The organism is Aliidiomarina celeris, from assembly GCF_003316875.1.
GTDB classification, from domain to species: domain Bacteria; phylum Pseudomonadota; class Gammaproteobacteria; order Enterobacterales; family Alteromonadaceae; genus Aliidiomarina; species Aliidiomarina celeris.
Genome location: NZ_QMIL01000002.1, coordinates 136476 through 160098, shown reverse-complemented (window position 1 = coordinate 160098; position 23623 = coordinate 136476). Strand labels below are relative to the sequence as shown.

General features: G+C 49.6%; 20 protein-coding genes. 4 read left to right on the top strand and 16 right to left on the bottom strand.

All coding sequences use genetic code 11. The features are described 5' to 3' along the window. Positions 1 to 111 precede the first annotated feature (111 nt). From DQW12_RS04965 to rlmJ, 4 genes are all read right to left on the bottom strand, one after another. Positions 112 to 1332, bottom strand: coding sequence for an OmpA family protein (locus DQW12_RS04965; RefSeq protein WP_113906755.1), 1221 nt, complete (start codon positions 1330 to 1332; stop codon positions 112 to 114). Positions 1333 to 1644: 312 nt separating this feature from the next. Beyond that, the gene (locus tag DQW12_RS04960; protein WP_113906754.1) at positions 1645 to 2175 is read right to left on the bottom strand and encodes an Mpo1 family 2-hydroxy fatty acid dioxygenase; all 531 of its coding nucleotides are present in this window, start codon (positions 2173 to 2175) and stop codon (positions 1645 to 1647) included. Between the two features lie 60 nt (positions 2176 to 2235). Continuing rightward, the gene (locus DQW12_RS04955; protein ID WP_113906753.1) at positions 2236 to 4194 is read right to left on the bottom strand and encodes a bifunctional 2',3'-cyclic-nucleotide 2'-phosphodiesterase/3'-nucleotidase; all 1959 of its coding nucleotides are present in this window, start codon (positions 4192 to 4194) and stop codon (positions 2236 to 2238) included. A 35-nt stretch (positions 4195 to 4229) separates the two neighbouring features. Then, positions 4230 to 5078 (bottom strand): 23S rRNA (adenine(2030)-N(6))-methyltransferase RlmJ, encoded by an 849-nt coding sequence (rlmJ, locus tag DQW12_RS04950; RefSeq protein WP_113906752.1) that lies wholly within the window; start codon positions 5076 to 5078, stop codon positions 4230 to 4232. 128 nt (positions 5079 to 5206) lie between these two features. On the opposite strand from rlmJ, the gene DQW12_RS04945 reads away from it, so the two are divergent. From DQW12_RS04945 to DQW12_RS04935, 3 genes are all read left to right on the top strand, one after another. Beyond that, positions 5207 to 7138 (top strand): DUF389 domain-containing protein, encoded by a 1932-nt coding sequence (locus tag DQW12_RS04945; RefSeq protein WP_157957851.1) that lies wholly within the window; start codon positions 5207 to 5209, stop codon positions 7136 to 7138. A gap of 108 nt (positions 7139 to 7246) precedes the next feature. Beyond that, positions 7247 to 9823 carry an acylase gene (locus DQW12_RS04940; RefSeq protein WP_113907214.1) on the top strand — a complete coding sequence of 859 codons (2577 nt, stop codon included), beginning with the start codon at positions 7247 to 7249 and terminating at the stop codon, positions 9821 to 9823. Positions 9824 to 9945: 122 nt separating this feature from the next. Further along, on the top strand, positions 9946 to 10494 hold the full coding sequence (locus tag DQW12_RS04935) for a hydrolase (protein WP_113906750.1): 549 nt from the start codon (positions 9946 to 9948) through the stop codon (positions 10492 to 10494). Positions 10495 to 10511: 17 nt separating this feature from the next. Here DQW12_RS04935 and DQW12_RS04930 read toward each other — a convergent pair whose 3' ends face one another. From DQW12_RS04930 to cysE, 10 genes are all read right to left on the bottom strand, one after another. Then, positions 10512 to 11882 carry an amidohydrolase family protein gene (locus tag DQW12_RS04930; protein ID WP_113906749.1) on the bottom strand — a complete coding sequence of 457 codons (1371 nt, stop codon included), beginning with the start codon at positions 11880 to 11882 and terminating at the stop codon, positions 10512 to 10514. A gap of 85 nt (positions 11883 to 11967) precedes the next feature. Beyond that, the gene (locus DQW12_RS04925; protein ID WP_113906748.1) at positions 11968 to 12810 is read right to left on the bottom strand and encodes an ion transporter; all 843 of its coding nucleotides are present in this window, start codon (positions 12808 to 12810) and stop codon (positions 11968 to 11970) included. Between the two features lie 32 nt (positions 12811 to 12842). Further along, positions 12843 to 13244: a Na+/H+ antiporter subunit G gene (locus DQW12_RS04920; RefSeq protein WP_113906747.1), complete on the bottom strand. Its 402-nt coding sequence runs from the start codon at positions 13242 to 13244 to the stop codon at positions 12843 to 12845. 8 nt (positions 13245 to 13252) lie between these two features. Beyond that, positions 13253 to 13522 carry a K+/H+ antiporter subunit F gene (locus tag DQW12_RS04915; protein WP_113906746.1) on the bottom strand — a complete coding sequence of 90 codons (270 nt, stop codon included), beginning with the start codon at positions 13520 to 13522 and terminating at the stop codon, positions 13253 to 13255. Next, positions 13507 to 14010 (bottom strand): Na+/H+ antiporter subunit E, encoded by a 504-nt coding sequence (locus DQW12_RS04910; protein WP_113906745.1) that lies wholly within the window; start codon positions 14008 to 14010, stop codon positions 13507 to 13509. The genes DQW12_RS04915 and DQW12_RS04910 overlap by 16 nt, the downstream gene beginning before the upstream one ends. Then, on the bottom strand, positions 14000 to 15511 hold the full coding sequence (locus DQW12_RS04905; RefSeq protein WP_113906744.1) for a monovalent cation/H+ antiporter subunit D: 1512 nt from the start codon (positions 15509 to 15511) through the stop codon (positions 14000 to 14002). The genes DQW12_RS04910 and DQW12_RS04905 overlap by 11 nt, the downstream gene beginning before the upstream one ends. Beyond that, complete coding sequence (locus DQW12_RS04900) at positions 15508 to 15858, bottom strand: Na+/H+ antiporter subunit C (protein ID WP_113906743.1); 351 nt, start codon at positions 15856 to 15858, stop codon at positions 15508 to 15510. The genes DQW12_RS04905 and DQW12_RS04900 overlap by 4 nt, the downstream gene beginning before the upstream one ends. A 9-nt stretch (positions 15859 to 15867) precedes the next feature. Then, positions 15868 to 18654, bottom strand: a complete 2787-nt coding sequence (locus DQW12_RS04895) for a monovalent cation/H+ antiporter subunit A (protein WP_113906742.1) — start codon at positions 18652 to 18654, stop codon at positions 15868 to 15870. Positions 18655 to 18761: 107 nt separating this feature from the next. Beyond that, the gene (cysK, locus tag DQW12_RS04890) at positions 18762 to 19730 is read right to left on the bottom strand and encodes a cysteine synthase A (RefSeq protein ID WP_113906741.1); all 969 of its coding nucleotides are present in this window, start codon (positions 19728 to 19730) and stop codon (positions 18762 to 18764) included. Between the two features lie 11 nt (positions 19731 to 19741). Continuing rightward, positions 19742 to 20554: a serine O-acetyltransferase gene (gene cysE, locus DQW12_RS04885; RefSeq protein WP_113906740.1), complete on the bottom strand. Its 813-nt coding sequence runs from the start codon at positions 20552 to 20554 to the stop codon at positions 19742 to 19744. A 168-nt stretch (positions 20555 to 20722) separates the two neighbouring features. Here cysE and DQW12_RS04880 point away from each other — a divergent pair, with 168 nt between their 5' ends. Then, complete coding sequence (locus DQW12_RS04880; RefSeq protein ID WP_113907213.1) at positions 20723 to 21994, top strand: metal-dependent hydrolase family protein; 1272 nt, start codon at positions 20723 to 20725, stop codon at positions 21992 to 21994. 33 nt (positions 21995 to 22027) lie between these two features. On the opposite strand, the gene DQW12_RS04875 is transcribed toward DQW12_RS04880, so the two are convergent. Both DQW12_RS04875 and yihI read right to left on the bottom strand, forming a co-directional pair. Next, positions 22028 to 22480, bottom strand: coding sequence for a DUF2489 domain-containing protein (locus DQW12_RS04875; RefSeq protein ID WP_113906739.1), 453 nt, complete (start codon positions 22478 to 22480; stop codon positions 22028 to 22030). Between the two features lie 5 nt (positions 22481 to 22485). Then, the gene (gene yihI, locus DQW12_RS04870) at positions 22486 to 23007 is read right to left on the bottom strand and encodes a Der GTPase-activating protein YihI (RefSeq protein ID WP_113906738.1); all 522 of its coding nucleotides are present in this window, start codon (positions 23005 to 23007) and stop codon (positions 22486 to 22488) included. Between the last annotated feature and the right edge of the window lie 616 nt (positions 23008 to 23623).

The following is a 23623-nucleotide window of genomic DNA, read 5'->3' as shown; positions in this document are numbered from 1 at the left end:
TCAGAGATTAGTTTCTTAAAAAGGTTCCTGTTTATCAAAGCATTTTCTTCATAACGAAAAAAGGAGCCCGAGGGCTCCTTTTTATACTTAACCTGTTTACCTGCACATTTATTAGTTACGTGCTGGAACGCGCTCAGTTACTGTAACAGTCGCTTCAATACGACGGTTGCGAGCGTTGGCGTCTAACGTAATGCGGTTTACAACAGGCTTGTTCATACCATGACCCACTGTAGTAATACGGCTCGACTCAATACCAAACTCGTTTACGAGAATGTCAGCAACTGCTTTTGCACGACGCTCAGACAAACGTTGGTTGTATTCAGCTGGACCGATTAAATCTGTGTGGCCTTCGATCAGAATATCAAGCTCTGGGTAAACACCTACTAGCACTGCAAGCTCACGAATATAGTCGTAATAGCGCTCTGGTACGCGTGCTGAGTCGAAGCCAAAGGTCACACGGAGGTGATGAACCTGTGACTGCTCTTCATATACACTACAACCGCGAGCGTCTACGGCGTGACCGCGCGCTGTGTTCGGACATAGGTCGCGGAAATCAGGAACACCGTCACCGTCAGCGTCGGCAGTACGGTCTACAGATACCATAGCCGCGCGAATTTGTGGTGCCAACTCTTCGTCTGAACGATAAGCACGAGTGCTGTCGCTACGGCCGGTGTCTACTTCACCCGCGTCCGTCGTTGAGTCAACTTGTGTGTCGCGGCGTGATGCGATTGCTTCGCGACGCGCTTCTTCCTCGGCTGAACTACGGATTTGCGCAAGCGCAGAGCCGCCATCACCGAAACTCATGTGCAAACCAGCCATTACCGCATGGTCTGTGTAAGAGTCGCCACCAATACCAGCATTCAGTGCGTACTCTACGCTCCACGACAAGTTGTCGCGCAATGCTTTACGATAACCCACAACACCCCGAAGTGCGCGGCCGGCGTTTTCACCAATGTTTGTGCCACCGAAACCCGGACCCGCATAAACACCGTTGCTAAAGTTGTAGAGCGCATCAACACCAATAGCGTAACCAGAGGCACTACCGGTTGTGCCTTCAATGTCAGCGCTCACAAAATCGAGGAAGCTGCGCATGCTCCAAGTAGGCGTAAGTGGAACGCGAAGTTCAATGCCGGGAGCGAGTGTGAAGCCGTCATCTACGTTAAAGCCAGGAAATGGCGGCTCTAAACGATCGCCATCTAGCTTGTACGCGCCTAAACGCAAACCAACCGAAAGTTCTTCATTTTCCATCGTGGATTGGGCGAGCGCTTGTGGACTGACTGCCATGACACCTGCCAGCAGCGCAGGCAGCGTAAAACGGGCAGATTTCATCATATCGATATTCCTTTTATTTCAGTAATTCTTCAAATCCGGGCCAGGATCAAAATTAGTGTATGTGCTGTTTTAACTTAAACCGAGAGTTAATGCACCACCTTAACGCTAATTTAACTTGTTAAAGATAACAATTAACACGGTATTTGCCAATGTTTTAACTTACTTTTGCGACTAAATATTCTTATTTGCGCTGTTGCGCTTCGCTCCGCTCAAAGCGACCAATTAACAAACTGCTTTCATTTTAGACTGATCTTGCCAAGATCAACAGTAGATCCTGCAAAAAAATTAAAAACAACAAGTTCTTGCCGTCACTTAGGCTTTTGCTTTGGCGGGGGGCATTTTCGGTAACATTTCCGCCACACGGGTCTCCACTTGCTGGTACAAAGGCTTGCGCAAACCCATTAAAAAAAGCGCTTCCGCAACCACAAATAATGGTCCAATCGCAAGCCCAATAAGGTCGTCCACAAAAGCCGGTTTACGCCCTTCGAACGCATGGCCAATAAATTGAAAAACCCAACCCACTACGAACATTCCTATCCCAGCAGTTAACCATGCGGCCGTATTGAGGCTGGCTAGCCCGTAACCACCCCACAGGCAGAGCGCCAGCAACAAGGCCATAAGCACACCGAGAGCGCGGTCGAGAATAAAATAATAGAGCACCGCACATGCAGCCACGATCAACGCTGGTGTTACGGGAATCGTTCCATCAACCAAGGTTGGCCGCGACAGCAAGGTTAAAAGCGCAATAACGATCAGCGGAATGCCCACAAAATGCGTGATAATGTTGCGTTGGTCGCGATGATAACACGCATAAGTTGCTAATTGTTCAACCACACCTTTCATGAGTTGTTACCTTTTTTAGTTTTTCTACAGCATAGAGATCTTCACCCATTAGAGCAACTGTCATAGTGCTTGGTAAAAATACGTGCGGTACCCATTTACCACTTCGTCACTCGCTTGTAACTGCAAAAACAGTTCCGCCTCAGTTTCCGCTGCGTCGGAGTCGGCTGACTTTAACTGCAAGCGCACATTCGGCGGCAGTTCGAGCGACCAGTCGGCTACATTTGACACGGCAAGCGCGCCAGACTCTTGTACCCGCGCGCGGGCATACTGCGCAATAACTTGGCGCACTTCTTCACCACTTTGGTAAACCACCTTCGCTTGCTCAACGCCCGGAAAATTACCGCCGCCACCAGCGCGATAATTATTCACCATTATTAGAAACTCTTGGCTGTCTAAAACCGGTTCGCCGTTGTAACTCAAATGCGTAATACGCTGTGCATCGTCATTCAACAATTCGCCTGCGCTGTTATAACGAGGTGGCTGAGTCGGATCGATTCGATATTGAACGCCGGAAATAACGTCAAAATTAAACGACGGATAATTGCTCATAATTGGCTGCGGAGCATTTTGCTCTGGGTCAATGGTTAAAAACGCGAGCGCCGACATTTCTAGCCACGCGCGTAACGTAGATCCGTCAATTTTCATCACCTGTAAGGTATTGGGGTACACATAAAGCGACGCTAAATCACCCAGTGTTATTTCACCTGCTTGTATGTGCGTGTAATCGCTAGCGTTTTGAAATCCTTGCCGGAATGGTGCCGCAGCCGACAACAGCGGCAGCGAGCTTGGTATTAGTTCCTGTGCCTGCAATTGCTGCCCATACCAAGTTTGTGCGTTGTTAATAAAAGCGGTTGAACGGTCGGGTACAACCCGAGCAAAAAAGCTATTGATTGGATTGGTAAGGTTTGCGAGCGGCTCGTTTAGCATGGCTAAGGTTGCCGCCTGTTGGTCTGCAAGCAATTGTTCTAATGCAGAATCCGCCTGTTCTGTCACTTCACGAAGTTCCACTCGGCTGTTACGTACGTGCCACCCCGTTGGGTGTTGCTCAAGTTCCAAATCAATAATACCGAGCCGGTTGCCCCAGTAACCGGGCTGCACCGCTGGAACCCCATGCACTAAGCCGCGTTGGTTATCCACGTGCGGTAGATTATTGTAACTTTCATCGCCGGGGAAAATACGGTGCTGGTGACCAAACATAATGGCGTCAATGCCCGGTACGGTTGCGATACTGCGCGTGGCCTGTTCGCTAAATTCACTATACCGATCGTAACGACTCATGCCCGAATGCGGTATAGCAACCACAATATCCGCTCCCGCTTCGCGCATTTTGGGTACGTAATACTGCGCCGCTGCCACCATGTCGCGCACATACACCTTACCCGCTAAATGCGACGCGTCCCAGACCATAATTTGTGGGGGTAAGAAACCAATTACCCCAACCTTAATAAGGTGCCGTTGCCCCTCTTGGTCGAGCATTTCTCGCTCCAAAATAACGTATGGAGGAACAATAGGGTTGTGCCACCCTTCAGTTTGCATACCCGCTTGCTCAGGTTGGTCAGCATAATAGGCGTTCGCACTGACAAACGGGAAGTTTGCTCCCGCAAGGGTGTGTTCTAAGAAATCGAGGCCAAAGTTAAACTCATGATTGCCTAAGTTTGCCGCGTCGTATTGTAAATAGTTGAGTGCGGTAATAGCGGGGTGTAATTGAGTTTCAAATAAGCCAAGCCCTTCAGTTGCCGCCCAATCCCCCATAGCGCTGCCTTGTATTAAATCGCCATTGTCGAATAGCAAATTGTTTGGATTTTCACTTCGGGCTTGTTCAATTAATACTGCGGTATGTGCAAGGCCATATTCAGCGGTGGATTGCTGATTAAAATAGTCGTAACCCAATAAATAGGCATGTAAGTCTGTGGTTTCCATTAGCCGAACTTCAACCACAGCAGGTTCCGGCGAACGACCGCACGCGGTTACGATCAGCCCGGCGCATAATGCCGTGAACACCCATTTAAAACGTGCCATATCAACTGGTCCTTTTAATAAATTCTAATGTTTAACTACAGGCGCTTAAGCGTATGCCCAATCGCTGCGTTGTCGACATTTCGCAACTGTTCGGCAAAAGGCGCAAAGCTCTCTTGTAGCTGTTCTTCAAGCACCCAAGGTGGATTAATAATCAGCATACCCGAGCCGTACATTCCCCAGCCTTCGGGTTTCTCTTTGTATTGCCATTCACTTTGCAATACAGGCTGTTCGAGTAACGCCATGCGTTTCAGTAGTTCCGTATGTTTTGCCGCCGTTAATAACGGATACCATATCAATATTACGGCATGACGACATTTTGCAAGCGCGGCAACCACAGTGTCTGCCACGTCATCATATTCTTCGAGCCGCTCATAAGCGGGGTCAATTAACACGAACAACCGCGGTGTTTTCGGCGGCAGTGCACGCACTAAGCCGGCTAAGCCGTCGCCGTAGACGACTCGCCCTAAATCTGCGAAAGGTTGCTGCGCCTCGAGCCCTCCTTGCGACGCGAGCACCGAATGTTCGCCGGGATGCAATTCAAATACCGTATGGCGATCGGTCTTACGTTTTAAACTCGACACCCAAAGGGGCGAGCCTGGGTAATGGTTTGGCGGACACACCTCAAGCACGTGAAAGAAATGCTGCCAAGCGTCGCTCGTGAGGCAGGCTCGATGTGCTAGAGCACGCGCTAAACCCTCTTTAAACTCTTGCTTTTTTAATGCTTGCTCATGGCTTAAGTCGTAGAGCCCTTTCCCCGCATGAGTGTCGAAGAAATGAATCGGGGCTGGCTTTTTTAACATATACTGCGTCGTTAAAATAAGAGTAATGTGTTTGTGTATATCGGCAGCATTTCCAGCGTGATAGCCGTGTTGGTAACTCAACATGAACGCCTCTACTCAAAATAAAAATAAACCCATATAGAGTAACGTTTATTTGTACGCTTGTCGTGATTTCTAAAGCGCTATATGCTGCTCAACGTTAAGCCGCTGTTGCCAAAGGTTAAGGAATGCCCATGAGTTTTGTTGAAAAAGCGTTGGTCATTTATCCGCAGGACCAATTCGCCCTGCTCGAGCGTGTTCATAGCTTCGCAATAACGCATAATATTGAGTTAATCGACATTGAAGAAGCGGAGTTTCTTGAACGCCCTGGCCATTACTGCGACCAGGCCGAGCATATTGTGGTGATGGTAACCGACCAAAGCGCAACAAAATACATTGACCTCGCCAAAACTCTCAACTTCTCATTGGGCTTAATTCCTATTACTTTGGGCGGCCCACTCACCTCGTGGTTTAGGCTACCGAAAGACACAGAGGCCGCAATACGCTTAGCGCTTGAAGACGACCCTGAAGCCATTGATGTGTTGCGCTGCAACAATGAGGTGGTGCTCGGTATGCTTACTGTTGGCGCAACGCCGTTTCTTAATCAGCGTTCCTCTGCTTATATAAAGCGTGATCAGAACACATGGCATTTTTTGCTGTATTGGTTCAGCCTACTGTGGCATAGCATTCGAAGTTTAGTTTCAATAAAGGTGTTGCCGGTTACCTTAACCACCGAAAAGAAGGAACTAAAAACCGCTATTGCAGGCTTGGTGGCTATTGAGAACGACGTGAATTGCGCAGCAGCACGCCTACTCGACACCTCTATTTCGGTACAAGACAGCCGGGTTTCTGTGGTTGTTATTTCACCTAAATCTATTTTGCAATACCTAGCCTTTTTGCTCACCACATTGCGCCGTAAAGACGGGCAAAGTCGCCTTCCCGCGTCGATTAGTTACATTAAAACCAAACGCCTTACCCTTACTTCACGTGTGCCATTGAAATTTTATATCGACGGCAGACCACGCAAAGCCGAAACTATTGAGCTTGAGCTCTACCCGCGTGCGGTTCGAGTGAATATGAGCGACGCTTATCACGAAAGGCACGAAGCAAAAGACGACAATAAAGACACCATGCGCATTGAAAACCTCCCGCAAAGTGCAGAACGCATTGCCTACATTGCCAAGCAGTTGCCACTGTTCACCCATGCGCTTGAAGATGATTTCAGAGAACTTTTTCTGCAAATTCGTGACAGTGCGACCGCACACCCGCACTATCTCGCCCTGATGGTACTCAGCTCAATTGTGGCCACCCTGGGTCTCTTTTTGAACAGCGCCGCCGTGATTATTGGCGCTATGGTACTCGCACCACTGATGGCACCCATTATTGCCATTGCCATGGGGCTTTTACGCAGTGAACGCAGCATTACCTTACAAAGCGCGCGAACCATTGGCATTGGTATTGGGCTAAGTTTGCTTACCTCATCGATTCTCGCTCTGATTGTTCCCATGAAAGAAATTACTCCGGAAATTGCCGGCAGGCTTCAACCCACACTGCTTGATCTTGGCGTAGCCATTGCTTGTGGCGTGGCGGGCGGCTATGCCTACGCACGCGCGAGCGTAATGCGCAGCTTACCGGGCGTGGCAATCTCAGTTGCCTTGGTACCGCCGCTTTGTGTGGCTGGTATTGGTATTGGCTGGGGAAGCTTTACTATGGTGACGGGTGCAGGTTTGTTACTGCTTACTAACCTGGTAGGAATTGCCGGCGCCGCTGCACTTACCTTCTTAGCCTTGGGCTATGCGCCGGTAAAACGCGCGGGCAAAGGTTTAGCGGTAACCGGAGCATTAGTGGCAGTCGTGGCTATTCCGCTGGCGTTGGCTTTTGCTTCAATTTACGAAAACTACAAAATTGAACGCGACACCTCACAGCGCCAATTCGTACTGGCCAACGAGCCCGTAGTGTTCAGCAATATTCAAGTGCAAGTGCAGCAGCGTACGCTGTTTATCACGGCCGATAGTGTCGGCCGCAAGCCACTCACCGAAGCACAAATGCTAGAATTAAAACAACAACTTGAAGGCCGATGGCAACGAACCGTGGTACTCGACATTGGCTTCCGTCATCGCTTATAAGCCGCCGCCAGTCGCATTCGCCAAAAACAGGTTTGACCAGAAGCTTTTTATTGCCAATACTTGGAAGCGTTACAAAATTATAACTTTTACAACAACAAAGGTCATTTTATGCCGAAGTTAACTCCATTACGCCTCAGCTTACTCGCCTCGGCGTGTGCGCTTGTGCTCGCCGGTTGCAATAGTTCAAGCTCGTCGCCCGACTCCAATAACGGCGGCGGTAACACCACCCCTCCGCCACCGCCGCCGCGTGAGCCGGTGACCGTTACCACCTTTGCCCCAGGTGAAGTGGGCGCCACCATTCGTCGCACGGAATTTGGTGTACCTTATATTCAATCAGACAGCCTCGAAGGTATTGCCTACGGCACGGCCTACGCTTTTGCTGAAGACAACATTTGTGTTTTAGCGGACCAAATTGTTCGCTTTAACGGCCAACGCTCTATGTTTTTTGGCCCAGACGCGGTGCCGGGTTCCGGTGACACAGGTAACGTTATCAACGACTTTACCTACAAAGCTCTAGGTTTACGCGAACTGGCTGAAGCTAACATCGACAATATGAGCGAAAATTCGCGCGCCATGATGCAAGGATATGCCGCTGGTTATAACGCCTACTTAGAAGAAGTGGGTGTAGATAATATCGCTCTGCCATGTGCAGGCATGCCGCATGTTCGGCCCATTGAAGGGGTAGATATGCTCACCTACGCGTTAGGTGTTGCTTTATTGCCTGGTGCCGCAAACTTTTTACAACCTTTGTTTATTGCTGTGCCGCCCGGAGAAAGCTTTAACCCTACGCCGGTAATGCCGGGGGCTACCTCGTTTAACATGGGTATTGATCTTGCCCAAGTGGTTCCACCCGAACCGAACCCTGAAGAGTTAGGTTCGAACGGCTGGGCATTAGGCAAAGATATGACCGAAAATGGCCAGGGCATGTTGTTAGCCAACCCCCACTTCCCGCACGTTGGTAACCAACGTTTTTGGCGCTTCGGCGTTGAAATTCCAGGTGAAATGAAAGTTGTTGGCGGCTCGCTTTCGGGCATGCCAGGTCCTGTAAACATCGGCTTTAATGAGCATGTTGCGTGGACCCACACATTCTCAACTGCCGAACGCTTTATTGTTTATCAACTGGAACTGGATACCAGCGACCCGACGGGTAAAACCTATTTGGTTGACGGTGAACCACGGCAAATGGAAGAAGAAACGCACACCATTACCGTAGCAACGGGCCCAGGCTCGAGCATTCAGCTTGAGCGTACCTTCTACACCAGTGAATTCGGCCCCATTTTAAGTATTCCGGGGCAGTTCCAATGGGGGATGGACTTCCAAGGTACAGTGTCTGCGTTTGCATTACACGACGCCAACCTGCCAAACTTTGACATTGTTGATCACTGGCTTGCGTTAAACCTTGCCCGTGATGTGGAAGAAGTAAGCGACATTATGAGCCGCCACACCGGTATTATTTTCAATAATATTATGGCCAGTGACTCTAAAGGCGACACCTTCTTTATGGACGGATCGAGCGTACCTGACCTTAGCCCAGAAGCCTTAGCGGTGCTGCGTACCGACCCTACGCTTACAGCGGTTCGTATTCAAGCGCCATTCACCCTGGTGCCCGGCAATAGCGAAATGTTTAAGTCGCGGGGAACCGTTCCAGCAGAAAGAGCGCCGCGTTTAATGCGCAGCGACTTTGTGCAGAACTCGAACAATAGCTATTGGTTAACGAACCCAGCAGAGCCCTTAGTGACGTCCAACTTTACCGGTACCGTTCCGGGTAATGTGGGTGAAGAAGCGCCAGATTATTTGCTATACGGCCGTTTCAACAACGAGCAAACGCTGCGCTCACGCATGGGGCAAAAGAAGCTGACTGAACTCAGTGATGTAACCCTCGATATGCTTGAAGAAGCCTTGCTCAGTAACCGCGCCTATTTAGCGGAAGCCGTGCTTGACGACCTTGTAGCCCATTGTGCGGCTCGTGGCACTACACCGGTGAATACGGCAAGTGGCGCAGTGGATGTTTCTGCCGGTTGTACCGCACTAAGCATGTGGGATGCGCGGATGAACAAAGCCAGTGTAGGTGCGGCATTATTCCGTGAATTTGCCGAAGGCTTCTCGCGCAATCCGCAGTGGGTTGTTCCATTTGATCGCAACAACCCCACCACTACACCAAACACCTTAGACGCCAATGAAACCGTTTTGGTGCAGTTAGCGCAGGCCATTCAGCGGCTTCAAGGTGCTGGCTTTGCACTCGATGCGCCGCTTGGCGATGTGCAGTTTGTGGAGCGCAGTAATCCTGACGGAACACCAAGTGGTAACCGCTTACCATGGGCTGGAGCGAATAACGTTGAAGGTGGCTTTAACGTATTCCGCTCACAAGGCGCGGACGACGGTACCTTGTTACCTCGCCACCGCTATGCCTCGCTGCCAGGTTCGCAACTGACGAACCAGGGCTACCACATTACCAGTGGTTCAAGCTGGATGTTTGTCATGCGCTTTACCGAAAACGGTCCTGAGGGTCGTGGCTTGTTAACCTACTCGCAAAGTTCAGATGTGTTTTCACCGCATTATTTGGACCAAACCGAGTACTATTCGCAAGAGCCACGCTTAGCGCCTATTTGGTGGCATGAAGAAGACATTAGCGAAAACACTATTCGCACCATTGAGCTTGGCGCCCACGCCAAGGACATGGATTAACATGGCACGCTTAGCATAAAATACTGTATTTGAAACCGGCCCTCGCGGCCGGTTTTTTTGTCCGCAAATGCCAAAGTTTCATGCTATGGTTTTGCCTGAACGAACAAGAGGAACGCCGCAAAATGGCTCTTATTTCAGAACAAAACAGCATGATATTGGTGATCGATATACAAGGGAAATTGGCGCCCGCTATTGTACAAGCAGACACCATTATTACGGCGAACCAGTGGCTGCTCAAGGTTGCCACGGAACTCGCCATACCCATTTTCTTTACCGAGCAATATCCAAAAGGTTTAGGCCATACGGTCGCCGAATTAGCAGATTGGCAAACACCCACCAACACTCTAACCAAGAGCCATTTTAGTGCTTGGCAGGAAACGCACATTCGTAACACCATTGCGAAACTTGGGCGAGCACAAATAGTCGTTACCGGCGCCGAAAGCCATGTATGCGTATTGCAAACCGTGCTCGATTTGCTGCTAGCTGGGTATCAGGTTTTTGTCGTTGAAGAAGCAGTAGGGTCGCGACAAGTCAGCAGTAAAGCGCTTGCCCTTGCGCGTATGCAACAGGCAGGCGCCGTTATTGTAAACAACGAAATGGTAGCCTTCGAATGGCTGCACGACAGCGCCAGTGAACGCTTTAAACATATAAGCCGAAGCTACATTCGGTAACCTGTTAAGGCTATACCTCAGTTATAGGCAGCGGCTATATCCGCTAGGCGCTGCTGAATAATCTCACGGCTATACCAGTGGCCATTTGCCATAACAGCAGCCGGATTATAAAGAGTGTCGATCTGCTCAAGTGGGTTTTGCTCGAGGAGTAATAGATCGGCGCGCGCGCCGGGCTCAATCAAACCAAACGAGTCTTCTGCCGCAAAGTATCTCCCCACCGCAATGGTGCCGCTTTGTAAAATGGCTAAGTTACTCATTCCGGCTTGTTGCATAAAGGCAATTTCTCGGCGAATGGAAAAGCCCGGCACGCTAAAGAGCTGTGGCGCGTCGGTGCCCAGCAAGATTTCAACGCCTTCTTCGTGCAAAATACGCAGCAAGCGTCGCCGGTTCTCGGCGTGAATTTGCGCTGTAGCCACTGTTGCATAACTTGAGTTGGGGTTTTGTGCGTACCGTATCCAGCCCTCTCGAATCGGCTTCGGCACATACTTGAGCTCGTCGTAAGCTAATAAAACAGCGGGGTCTCCAGCGCCAATAATAGTGGCCCAAAGTGCTTGGGTGGGTACCACACCCACCCCATGTGCACGGGTAAAGCGGGCTAACTCCCGAAGCTCGCCTTCTGGCACAGGCTCGGTCATACCGCCTGTCGCGGCCATGTAGCCGTCGAGGTGGTCAATAGTGCGGCTGCCCTGAATAATAGCGTGGTGAATACCAACCTGTTCCGGCACATGCCCAGCAAAGGAAATGCCGTGCGCCTTCGCTTCATTGGCCATGGTTACGTACTGGTTTAATGAAAGGCCGGGGTGTACTTTTAACAGCGCCCAACCGGCTTGTGCTTGCTCGGCAACGCGCATTCGCGCTTGGCGTAAATTACTCACGGTATTGCCACTAAAGCTTGGCCCTGCCAAGTACAGGGTTGGGCCATCGCGTTCACCGTTAGCTACCTGCTGCGCTACAGTCAGTTGATGTGGATAACCCAGCATCCCGCGTACCGTGGTCACGCCGCCTGCAAGGTAGAGAAACAGCACATCGTTCATGTAGCGTTCCGGCATACCCTGAAACGGAGTGAGTGGCGGAATATGGCCATGCATTTCGCCAAGCCCAGGCATAATGTACTTGCCACGCCCGTTGATAATCCGCGTGCCGCTACTAGATTCCGCAGCGGTATTACTGCTCTTAGCATTACTTAAATTATCTGCAGCAACCTCGACAATACGCGTACCCTCTACCACTACGCTCATATTCGGGCGCACCTCGCCGGTGCGCATGTCAACCACGTTAACCGACTCAATAATGGTCACTGGCGCGTCATTGGCCGATATATCGCTACTCCAAAGGCTCATGAGTAGGCTTAAAAACACCACAGTTAAGACACTAAAACGCTTTTGCATATCATTTCCCTTGCTAACTAAAGTGGGCGCGGCCCCTTTATAAGAGCGCAAGCAAACAGGAGTGTGTTCAGCATTCCAGTTCGGGCTATACCTTGCGTTGTTGCTCCAGTAGTGCGCGGGTTTCCCGCATTTCTTGCTCTAGGTTTTGCATATGTTCACGAATGTACTTTAGATCACCCGCTTCGCCTTGATCGTGTTCTGCGTCGTATGCGGAGCTTTCTTTTTGCATTACTTCCAACACAATACCTATCATCATGTTTAAGAAAATAAAGCTACTTATAAAGATAAAGCTTACATAGTAAATCCAAGACAGCGGATAAACGGCCATGGTTTCGTACATAATTGAAGTCCAGCTTTCAAAGGTGGCAATACGAAACAGCGTTAGCATAGCAATGGAAATATTGTCCCAGTAGAAGGGATTAATGTCTTGGAAGATGAAGCTACCAACGGCACCGTAGATATAAAAAATAATGAACATGAACAAGGCTACGTAAGCCATACGCGGCAACGCCTTTAAGAAGGCGTTCATCAGCATGCGCAGCTCCGGCACCATACTTACCAAACGGAGTACTCGGAACACACGGAGCAAGCGCGCCAACAATACCGTTTGGCTTTGGTCGACAGGCACTAAGCTTGCAACCACAATAACAAAATCGAATATATTCCAACCCGACTTAAAAAAGTCACGAAAACGCCGTTCGGCAAGCATACGAATAACGATTTCTACTACGAAGAACAGGGTAACGGCCCAATCGAGGAGGTTGAGTGCTTGATCAAAGCGACTGGTTTCTTCGTACGTTTTAGCACCAACCATAAGTGCCGAGAGCACAATAATGGCAATAACCAAAGTTTCAAATGCTTTGTTCGCTCTTAACCGCAAGAAGCGCTGCTGCAAGCCTGCAGCAACGCGTTCAGTTTGTTCTGTCATTTCTATTGTCTCTATCGAACGAGGTTAGGTAATTATTCTGCCGACTCTGCGTTACTTTCCGGCTTTTCTATCGCTTTTGCTTTCGCTTTCTTTTTGCCTGCGTTTGCATCATCTTGGGTTTCGGTGTGCTTGGCTTTGTGTTGTATTTTCAAGTGTAGTGCAGCCTTTGCCACAATGTGCGCGCTTGCTGGAGCGGTAATAAATAAAAATAAGGTAATCAGTAGCTCCTGAAATTGGAGCTCATTATTTAAAAAGGTGAAGTACAGCATAGAGCCGAGAATCATGCCGCCCACACCTAAGGTAGTGGCTTTGGTGGGACCATGCAAACGGCGGAAAAAGTCGGGTAGCTTTGCCAAACCAATAGAGCCCACTAAGGCAAAAAACGCACCGAGCAACAAGAACAGAGAAACAATAACTTCAATCCAAAACGGCATAATGGCTCCTATTCAATTATATCGCCACGCAGCAAATATTTAGACAATGCTACGGTTCCCACAAATCCCATCATGGCGATTAACATTGCCGCTTCGAAAAATATTAACGACTGTTGTAAAATTCCGAGCAGTACAATAAGCGCTATAGTGTTGATATACATAGTGTCGAGCGCCAAAATACGGTCAGGAAGGGTTGGCCCTTTAATGAGCCTGTATAAATTCAAAAATAACGCGAGACTAAGCGCGGCGATACAAATAACAATTACGTTGGACAACATTCGAAAATCTCCTTCAACGGGGCTTCATAACGCTGCTTAATTTTGGCAATTTCGCCTTCAATGTCCGTTACATTCAAACCATGCACAATCAGGCGCTTGCGATCTTTACTCAAGTCTGCGGAAACCGTACCCGGCGTTAACGATATCGTTCCAGCCAACACAGATATGGTGAAGTCGTTTTTTACTTCCAGAGGAATTTCAAAAAACACCGCATTTAAACGGCTACTCGGCCCAAGAATTTGTTTTGCCACAATGAAGTTGGCAATCATAATGTCGCCGAGCACTTTTAAGATGTACCACACCAATTGCAAAGGCTTGTGTACTTTCACCGCATTCGGCCAGAAATCTTGAATAAGATAAGGTATGGCTAACGCCAAAAGCGAGCCCAGCACCAAATGGCCCATAGAAAAGCTATTGAGCAACAGCCACGCCAAGAGCATGAGCAAACTTAATACTGGGTGCGGAATCAAACGTTTTCTAGTTTTCATGGTTCACCGCCTCAAAACTAAACACAGCGTCTATATAAGCGGCAGGGTTTGCCACCTGTTCGCCTAAATGAGCGAAAAATACCAAACTTTGCTCCGCGAAAATAACCATTAAAAAAGTCATTAAAAAGAGAAACCCAATGCCAAGCCAAGCGCTTTTCGGCACTGCAACCGCAGAACCTTTGGGTTCGTTGACCCGCCAGAAAAATGTACTGCCGGCACGACCCAATGCAATGAGTGTAATAAGGCTGACCACTAAAATCGCCGCCCAATAGGCTGCTTGGCCGGGCACGCCGGAAGCCGCATTGAGCAACAGTACCTTGCCAAAAAATCCGCTTAACGGCGGCATACCAATTAAAGCGATAGCGCCTAAAAAGAAAAATACCCCAATGGAACGGTATTGTTTCAGTTGCGGCCCACGCACAATACTGTCGTGCATGCCCCCACGTTGCTTTGCAATAACGTCGGCCAGCAGGAACAGAGCGCCGGTTATCCAAGTAGAATGGGCCAAGTAGTAGAACAATGCCTGCATAGACTCAGCGCTATGAATGGCAAAGGCACCGAGCATGGTTCCCACAGAAACCACAACAGTGTAGGCAAGCTGCATGCGTAAACGGCGCGCGCCAATTACACCAATTGCACCGAGCACCATAGTGGCAATGGCTAACGGCCAAATCCATTGTTGTAGGGTTGCCATGGTTTCGCCTTGCCAAAAAATCATACCGTGTACGCGAACAATCGAGTAAATGCCCACTTTGGTCATAATGGCGAACAGCGCAGCCACCGGCGCACTTGCCGACCCATAAGCCTTCGGCAACCAAAAATAGAGCGGTAAGATAGCGGCTTTTATACCGAACACTAGCAGCAGAATTAAGGCTGAAGCCGTGACCAACGGCATGTCTTCTGCCGGAACCTGGGCTATTTTCTGTGTGAGATCGGCCATATTCAAAGAGCCAACCACACCATAAAGCATGCCTACACCGAGAATAAACAGGCTCGAACCCACCAGATTAATAAGCACATAATGCAGCCCCGCCTTCGCTCTCTCTTTGCCGCCGCCGTGCAGCATTAGCGCGTAAGACGCGATGAGCATGACCTCAAAGAACACGAAAAGGTTAAAAATATCGCCGGTTAGAAAGGCACCGTTCACGCCCATAACCAGAAAGTGAATAAGGGCTTGTAAGTTATCCGCACGCTCGTCGTTCCAGTGGAAGGTGAACAGAATGGCTCCGATCACCAACACGGCATTCACCAGCAGCATAAAGCTGCTCAAGGTGTCCACTACTAAAATAATACCAAACGGAACGTCCCAGTTCCCAAGGCTGTACACTTCTATAGAGCCCGTCGCGCTCTGCTGCAGTAGAGAAATTACAATATTGAGCAATGCCACAGCAGAAATAAGACTGACACCACGGGTAATTTTTAAACTACTGCGCGCCAGAAAAATAAGCACAATGGCTGTAAATCCCGGTAATAAAATAGGGGCTATCGCTAAATGACTCACCGATTGGCCTCCTTCACATCTTCAACGGAATCTTTGCCGTCCACATGGTCGTTACCAAGGTCGGCCCGCGCGCGGAGCGCCAACACCACTACAAACGCTGTCATAGCAAAGCCAATTACAATGGCCGTTAGTACCAAGGCTTGAGGTAGAGGGTCAGAGTACGTGTCTGACATGTTAATCACCGGCGGCGCATTATATTGAATGCGCCCCATAGCAAATAAAAACAAATTCACCGCATAGGTTAACAACGTTAAGCCCATAACCACAGGGAAGGTGCGCGACCGGAGCATTAAATACAACCCCGTGCCAGTGAGCACCGCAATTACAATGGCGATCAGTATTTCCATACAAACTCCTTAATCGTCAACGCGAGCGGTTGTGGTTAATTTGCCAATATAAGCAAGGATTAACAGCGTGGTAGCCACGACCGTTAAAAACACGCCTAAGTCGAACGGTAACGCGGAGGACACCTCAAAGGTTCCCACCACCGGCCAAGTTAAATACTCGAACGTGGAGGTGAGGAATGGGTGGTCGAAATACCAGCTCCCGATGCCCGTTAAACCCGCGATAAGTACACCGATAGCGAGCCAGTTCGGATAGTTAAACTGGAAGCGCTCACGCACATAAGACACACCGCTAGCTACATATTGCAGTATTAACGCGATACTGGTGATTAAGCCGGCAATAAAACCGCCACCTGGTGCATTGTGGCCGCGTAAGAAAATATACGCCGACACCATGAGTGCGAGAGGCAACAGCATGCGCGCCATCATTGAAAGCAGCGGCGGGTGCGGTACTTTATCCCACGCTCGGCCTTGGTTGTCGGTAAGTGGTAAAGGTAAGTACAGATTACGCAGCAAGGTAGCAATGCCTATGCCCGCAATAGCTAACACCACAATCTCGCCAAAGGTGTCGAAACCACGGAAGTCGACCAAAATAACGTTCACCACATTATAACCGCCGCCTTCTGGCTTGGAGTTCGCCAAAAAGTAGTCCGAAATAGGCTGAACTGGGCGCGTTAGAATCGCGTAAGCGACAGCGCCCACAGCAATGCCGGCGAAGCCTGCAATACTCACGTCGCGCCACACTCTACGCTTCGACGACTCGTTGGGTGTGTCTTGCGGCAAGAAGTACAACGCCAGCATTAACAGAACAATAGTGACAACTTCCACCGAAAGCTGGGTCATGGCGAGGTCGGGAGCCGAGAAGCGCGCAAACAAAATAGAAACCATTAAGCCAACAACACTCAAAATGAGCAGTGCACCAAAGCGATGATGATGGATAGCAACAGTACCGAATGCGGCCACAATGAGCACCACAATGGCAACCGCGGCGACTGTGTCTACCGGCGTTAATGACACACTGCCCGTTAACGACGACAATTGCATTAGCGCCTGTAGCAACATCAGTACCATAAGCGCGACAATAAAGGCGATATAGCGCTGTAACGAGCCGTTCTCTAAGCCATTGGTAAAGCGTGTTGTCCAGCCCATAAACTGCGTGACACCGCCTTCGAACATGTAGAGTTCATTGAAAGGCTTGCGCTTTTTGTACCAGTTCAATAGTTGCTCTTTGCGGGTATAAAGGGCCACGCCGCCAATCAGCGCGATAGCACTCATTAATAACGGCAAGTTAAACCCGTGCCAAATATAAATGCTATAAGGCTCTTGTGCGTAACCCAACACAGTGGTGCCTGCCGCGTTAATGTAAGCACCCACTAACGGCTGGGCAAATAAGCCCACCCCCACACAAAGCGTTACCATGAGCATAATGGGGGCGACCATTAATTTAGACGGTGCATGAGGCGGAAAGGTTGGGGTTTTCTTGGCTTCGCCTGCAAAGAAGGTGTTATGGGCAAAACGGGTTGAATAATATACCGAGAACAGCGCTGCGATACTCGCGACTACGGGAACGATCCACGCAAAAGCGCCGAAAGCGGGAATGTCGAGTACCGCGGTGAGCATCATTTCTTTACTCAAGAAACCATTAAAGAATGGCACACCTGCCATAGCCGCGGCCGCTAAGACCGACAGTACCGCGGTAAGCGGCATATATTTATACATGCCCCGCAGCACACGCAAGTCGCGGGTTCCCGTTTCATGATCAACGATACCCGCTGCCATAAACAATGACGCCTTGAACGCAGCGTGATTCAAGATGTGGAATATGCCGGCAAGCACAGCGAGCTCTGTGCTAATACCAAAGAGCATGGTAATTAAGCCAAGATGGCTCACCGTTGAGTAGGCGAGCAGGCCTTTCAAGTCATGTTTGAACATGGCCATTACGGCAGCAAAGGTCATGGTAATAAGGCCAATAGACGTAACCACTAGCACCCACATGTCGGTACCCGCTATTGCCGGGTGAAGGCGCGCGAGCAGGAATATACCGGCTTTCACCATGGTTGCGCTGTGCAAATAAGCCGACACGGGCGTTGGTGCAGCCATGGCATGCGGCAACCAGAAATGGAACGGGAATTGTGCAGATTTCGTGAAAGCGCCAATCAGCACCAAAATAAGCATAACGGGGTAAAGCGAATGGGCAATAATGGCTTCGTGAGCGGCAAAAATGTCGGTGAGCGTATAACTACCCGCCATGTGCGCCAGCATAATTAACCCTGCTAACAGCGCTAGGCCACCGCCACCGGTAACGGCCAAGGCCATGCGGGCACCTTTGCGCGCGTCGGAGTTATGCTGCCAGTAGCCGATCAGCAAGAACGACGTAATACTGGTGAGTTCCCAGAACACAAAGAGCAGCAAAACGTTGTTTGACAGCACAATGCCGAGCATTGCAGTCATAAACATCAAAAGTAAGCTGTAGAGCTTGCCAATACTGTCTTTTTTCGACAAATAAAAGCGCCCGTACCAAACCACGAGTATGCCAATGCACAAAATAAGCAAGGCAAACATAAGGCTTAACGGGTCGACTCGGAATTCAAAGTTAAGCCCAAGGCTAGGCACCCAAGGGAAGGAAACCTCATGAATTTCCCCACGCAACACCGCGGGCAAATAACTCAAAGCAATAGCCACTGCAATAAGCGGGGCAAGCAGGGTAATAACAAGGCTGAAATTACGACCAAGTCGTTCAGTTGTGCGCGGCAGCCACGCCATAAGAATCGGCAAAAACACTATCAATAAAAGGGCCATACGTACGAGGGTCCTCTACTGTAACTATCGATGAAATGAGCCGCTACTGTTGCTCAAAAAAGTACGTTAGCATACCAACAAGAGCGACTTTTCTGCAAAAAAACTCGTTACGGTTTTAACTCTTGTTCTGAAAATACATTCTCAAACAATGGTGTACTTAGATAGCGCTCGGCCGAGCTCGGCATAATCACCACAATCGATTTTTCTTTGTATTCAGGCTCTCGTTCAAGAAGGTCCGCAACGGCAGCCACCGCCGCACCGGCGGAAATGCCAGCCAGAATGCCTTCTTCGCGCATGAGCCGATGTGCCATGGCCATGGCCGCCTCATTACTTGAAGTGAGGGCACGCGACACCAAGCTTACATCGAGGTTCTTAGGTACAAAGCCGGCACCAATACCCTGAATTTTGTGCGGTGCGGGAGCTAAAGGTTCGCCCGCTAAGGTTTGCGAGATCACTGGTGAGTCTTTCGGCTCTACCGCAATAATTTCTACATTCCCTTGTTTTTCTTGGTTAAAGTACTTGGCCACACCGGTTAAGGTACCGCCAGTTCCCACACCCGCAACGAAAACATCGGGAGCTCCCTGCAAAGACGCTTCAATTTCTGGCCCAGTGGTTTTCACATGAATTTCCACATTAGCCGGGTTCTCAAACTGGCGCAGCAAGACATATTTTTCGGGCGCTTCGGCGGCCAAAGCTTCAGCGCGTTCAATGGCTCCTTTCATCCCCTGCTCGGCGGGAGTCAGTTCCAAGTTTGCCCCGAGCGCCTTGAGGAGTTTGCGCCGCTCTAAACTCATCGACCGCGGCATAGTTAGCGTTAACGGATACCCACGAGCAGCAGCAACATAAGCCAATGCAATACCGGTATTGCCAGAAGTCGCTTCAATAATGGTTTTGCCCGCGGTTAATTCGCCACGTTTCTCGGCGTCCCAGATGAGGTTGGCTCCCAACCGGCATTTCACGCTTCCCGACGGATTGCGACTCTCCATTTTTAAATACACATTCCCTTCTAGCACTCGGTTTAAGCGCACTAAAGGCGTATTTCCCATGCTAAGTGAATTGTCGTTAAATACTGTCATGTTATTTTTCCTTAAATTTCTGGGTCAAAGCTCGCGAGGGCTTTGTGTCTCGACTTTGCGGCATCTTTTTCTGCTTGCACAAAGTCCTCATCTTCTAATTCAATGGGTGGAATTTCCGAGCACACATTGCCGCCAAGTTGATTCACAGCGCGACAGAGTTCAGCAACGCGCTCGTCCATTAGGTGCACATGGTCAAGCATTCTCCCAATAGCGGTTGCCACTGGGTCTGGGTTATCGGCGGCCACCGCATAAGCGTCGAAGCCGTATTTTTCTGCTATTTCAGCACGCTTCGAGCGTGCCGCTTGGTCGCCAGCCGGCGTTACAATACGGCCGGGAATACCCACCATGGTCGCGCCTGCGGGAACGTCTTTCACCACGACCGCATTGGAACCTATACGGCCGTTTTCGTTCACCGTAATTGGGCCCAATACTTTTGCTCCCGCTCCAATCACCACATTATTTTTTAATGTGGGGTGCCGTTTCCCTGCATTCCAGCTTGTTCCGCCAAGGGTAACGCCATGATAGAGCGTGCAGTCGTCGCCTATTTCAGCGGTTTCACCAATAACCACACCCATACCATGGTCAATAAAAAATCGCCGTCCAATTTTGGCGCCGGGGTGAATTTCTACGCCAGTAAGCCAACGTGCCAGCGTTGAAATAAAGCGCGCAAGCCACTTCAACCGCCAACCCCAAAGCCGGTGGCTCAGCCGATGAATCCAAATGGCATGTAAACCCGGGTAATTTGTAAGCACTTCAAAAAAGTGCCGGGCGGCAGGATCCCGTCTATAAATACTGGCAATGTCTTCTCGTATTCCACGAAACATAAATTAGCGTTACCTTTAGAACCTGTTATGGTGTTCTTTATGGGTTACTTTTTGGTCAAGGTAAAGTACACCCACAAATAGAAACTAGATAGAACAGTACGCAAAAAAACAGAATAACGCTCAACTAAGGAGAATTTCGTGAAACCGATCACGCTGTTTCTTGCTTTAATGCTTTGCATTTTAACACATCCACTTTCGGCTGCGGCAGCAGACCAACCTATTATTATTCACGCTGGGCTATTGATCGACGGTACCGACAGAGCACCTCGAGAGCGCGTTACTGTGCGGGTAGAGCAAAACCGAATCGTATCCATACAGTCTGGTTTTCAGCGCCCCGCTCGTAATGAAACGCTAGTAGACCTGAAAAACGGTACGCTCATGCCGGGCTTTATCGACATGCATACACACCTTACGAGTCAACTCGAGCAGGGCTCTTATATTTATCGCTTCACCCATAACCCTGCCGACGTGGCGTTACGCTCTGCTCACTTTGCTGAGCTGACGTTACAGGCCGGCTTTACCACTGTACGTGATCTCGGTGACAGTTTTGCTGCCAGCGTGTCACTGCGCAATGCCATAAACCAAGGCTTGGTGGACGGCCCACGGGTTTATACCGCCGCAAAATCCTTAGCCACAACCGGCGGTCATGCAGACCCTACCAACGGCTACCGACAGGGCCTATTAGACTCGCCTACTCCTGCAGACGGCGTTGTGAATGGCCCTATACAAGCCCGACAAGCAGTACGAGCGCGTTATCAAGAAGGTGCGAATTTGATTAAGCTCACAGCCACCGGCGGTGTGTTAAGCCTCGCAGCCAGTGGCGACAACCCACAGTTTATGATGGATGAATTAGAAGCGATTGTGTCTGCTGCCCGCGACTACGGCATGAAAGTAGCCGTTCACGCCCACGGTAAAGAAGGCATGATACGAGCAATTCGAGCGGGCGTAGACTCTATTGAACATGGCACGTATATGGACGAAGAGGTGATGGCGCTGATGATCGAGCACGGTACTTGGTATGTCCCCACTATTACTGCCGGTCGTTCCGTTGCTGAGCGCGCCGAAATTGACGGCTATTTCCCGGAGCAAGTGCGCCCTAAAGCAGCAGCCATTGGCCCGCTCATTCAAAGCACCTTTGGCCGCGCCTATGCCGCCGGCGTAAAAATAGCATTTGGCACCGACTCAGGTGTTTACGACCACGGTGAAAATGCACGAGAGTTTGTTTACATGGTAGAAGCCGGCATGCCGCCACTTGAAGCCATTCGCGCCGCCACGGGAAAAGCAGCGGACTTATTGGGGGTAACGGAAGATCTCGGTACTATTGAGCCGGGTAAATACGCTGATTTAGTCGGCGTGCAAGGCAATCCGCTCGAGCGTATTGAAATACTGGGATCGCTCAATTTCGTAATGAAAGACGGTGATATCTACAAACACCAGTAACAGCAATAGCATGTGCGGCACTGCTGCACATGCTTACCTTGCGGCTTTTACCCACGCTATTATTTCAACCACATCTGCTTGAATTGGCGCCGCGAGCTCTTCTTCAAGTGCTTCCCGCTCTTTATCCATCTTTCTAATTTCCTGCTTAGGAAATTGCTTACGGGCGTCGTGGGTGGGCATATGCTTTATACGATTATACATTTCATGCAGGTTGGGGAAGCGCTTGGCAAACCCATGCTGTTCAGCGTTCGGTATATTGTCGAGCAGCACTGCTATACGAATGCAGCCTTCCGACAATGGGCACTGGCCCTGCTGCATAGCTAAGGCAATGGTGGCAATGCTGTCGTGTAAATAGGCTAACCGCTTTGCTTGCCCTTCGCGTTCATTCTTGCGCTGTTTGTGCAGTTGCGACAGCAACATGCCAGCGTACACACTCAGGCCTAATACAATTGCAGCCGCACCTATAACCAAAATCCAAAATACCACGCTACTTACCCCTCTTCGCCCTCTTCGCCCTCTTCGTTGTCGTCTTCTTCGTCTACGTTAATACCGAGAATTTCGACCAACTGATTAAACCGCGCGAGTTTTTCGTCCACCCAAGCTTGGTCTTCTTCATGTAAGGTTTCGCCATCATCAAGGGCGTCAAGAAAATCTTGCAGGCGCTCGTCGTTTTCGATCATCGCCAATTCTTCTTCCGGCGAATAGGTAACCGGCACTGCAGCTGTCGATTGGTCTGCTGCATGCTTTTCATCAACAATTGGATGTTGGTCTTTGGGCGTTACAGGAACAACCAAAGGAATGGGCTTCTTACTCCCAAAGCGAGAATCCAATGGCTGGCCGCCTGTCGCCTTTTGCTGGGCTTGCGCGCCTGCACTGTGCCGGCTGCCGGCTGGTTTACCCTTGTGCTTTTGCGGCTTCTTACCCGCATGCGCCTGATCGCGCTGCCTCTCCTCTTTTGGAACTGAACGGGGCGCTAACGGGCCTGTTTTGCGAGTTTTCTTAATGCGAGTCATAAAGGGTGCACGAGCCTGTAAATAGTGGAATCACCGTATAGGATAACCGATTTACCCACTACGCGTCAGCAATCATCGATAAGTGCCAATGCGGATATATCGTAAAAAGGGTGGGCGGAAGAAAATGACAATAAAAAAGGCGATGCACGCATCGCCCCCGAAGGTTTTTTCAGTTGTCGCTTTATTATTATTGTTGTTCTTATGCTAGCCAATTGTCACCGTAGTGTAGCTAGAAATGGCACGCCCCTTATTCTCAGTTGTCTGAACGATCTTCGACCTTCAGCAACTTCTTTTTTTCGGCGGAACCTGTTTCTTTTTATTGTTATTATTGTTTTTTGATGCCTCCTGGCATTATTTTTGTTCCTTTATTCTTACTCTACTCTTTCTTTAAGGCGCTCTTTTTGCTTGCGGTACGCTCGGCGAACGAGAATTTGCGATTAACGGTATTTTTATTATTTTTTAACGTTCTTTTCACGTTGTTTACACGTTATCTTTACAATCGTATTCTGTTTTACCGGCTGTTTTTTTTCTTCGCTACTCGGCCAAATGTGCAAAGCCAAAGGCCGTTACGGAAGGAAAACAAACCTCTCTCGCAGTAGAATTGCGCCATAGAGTA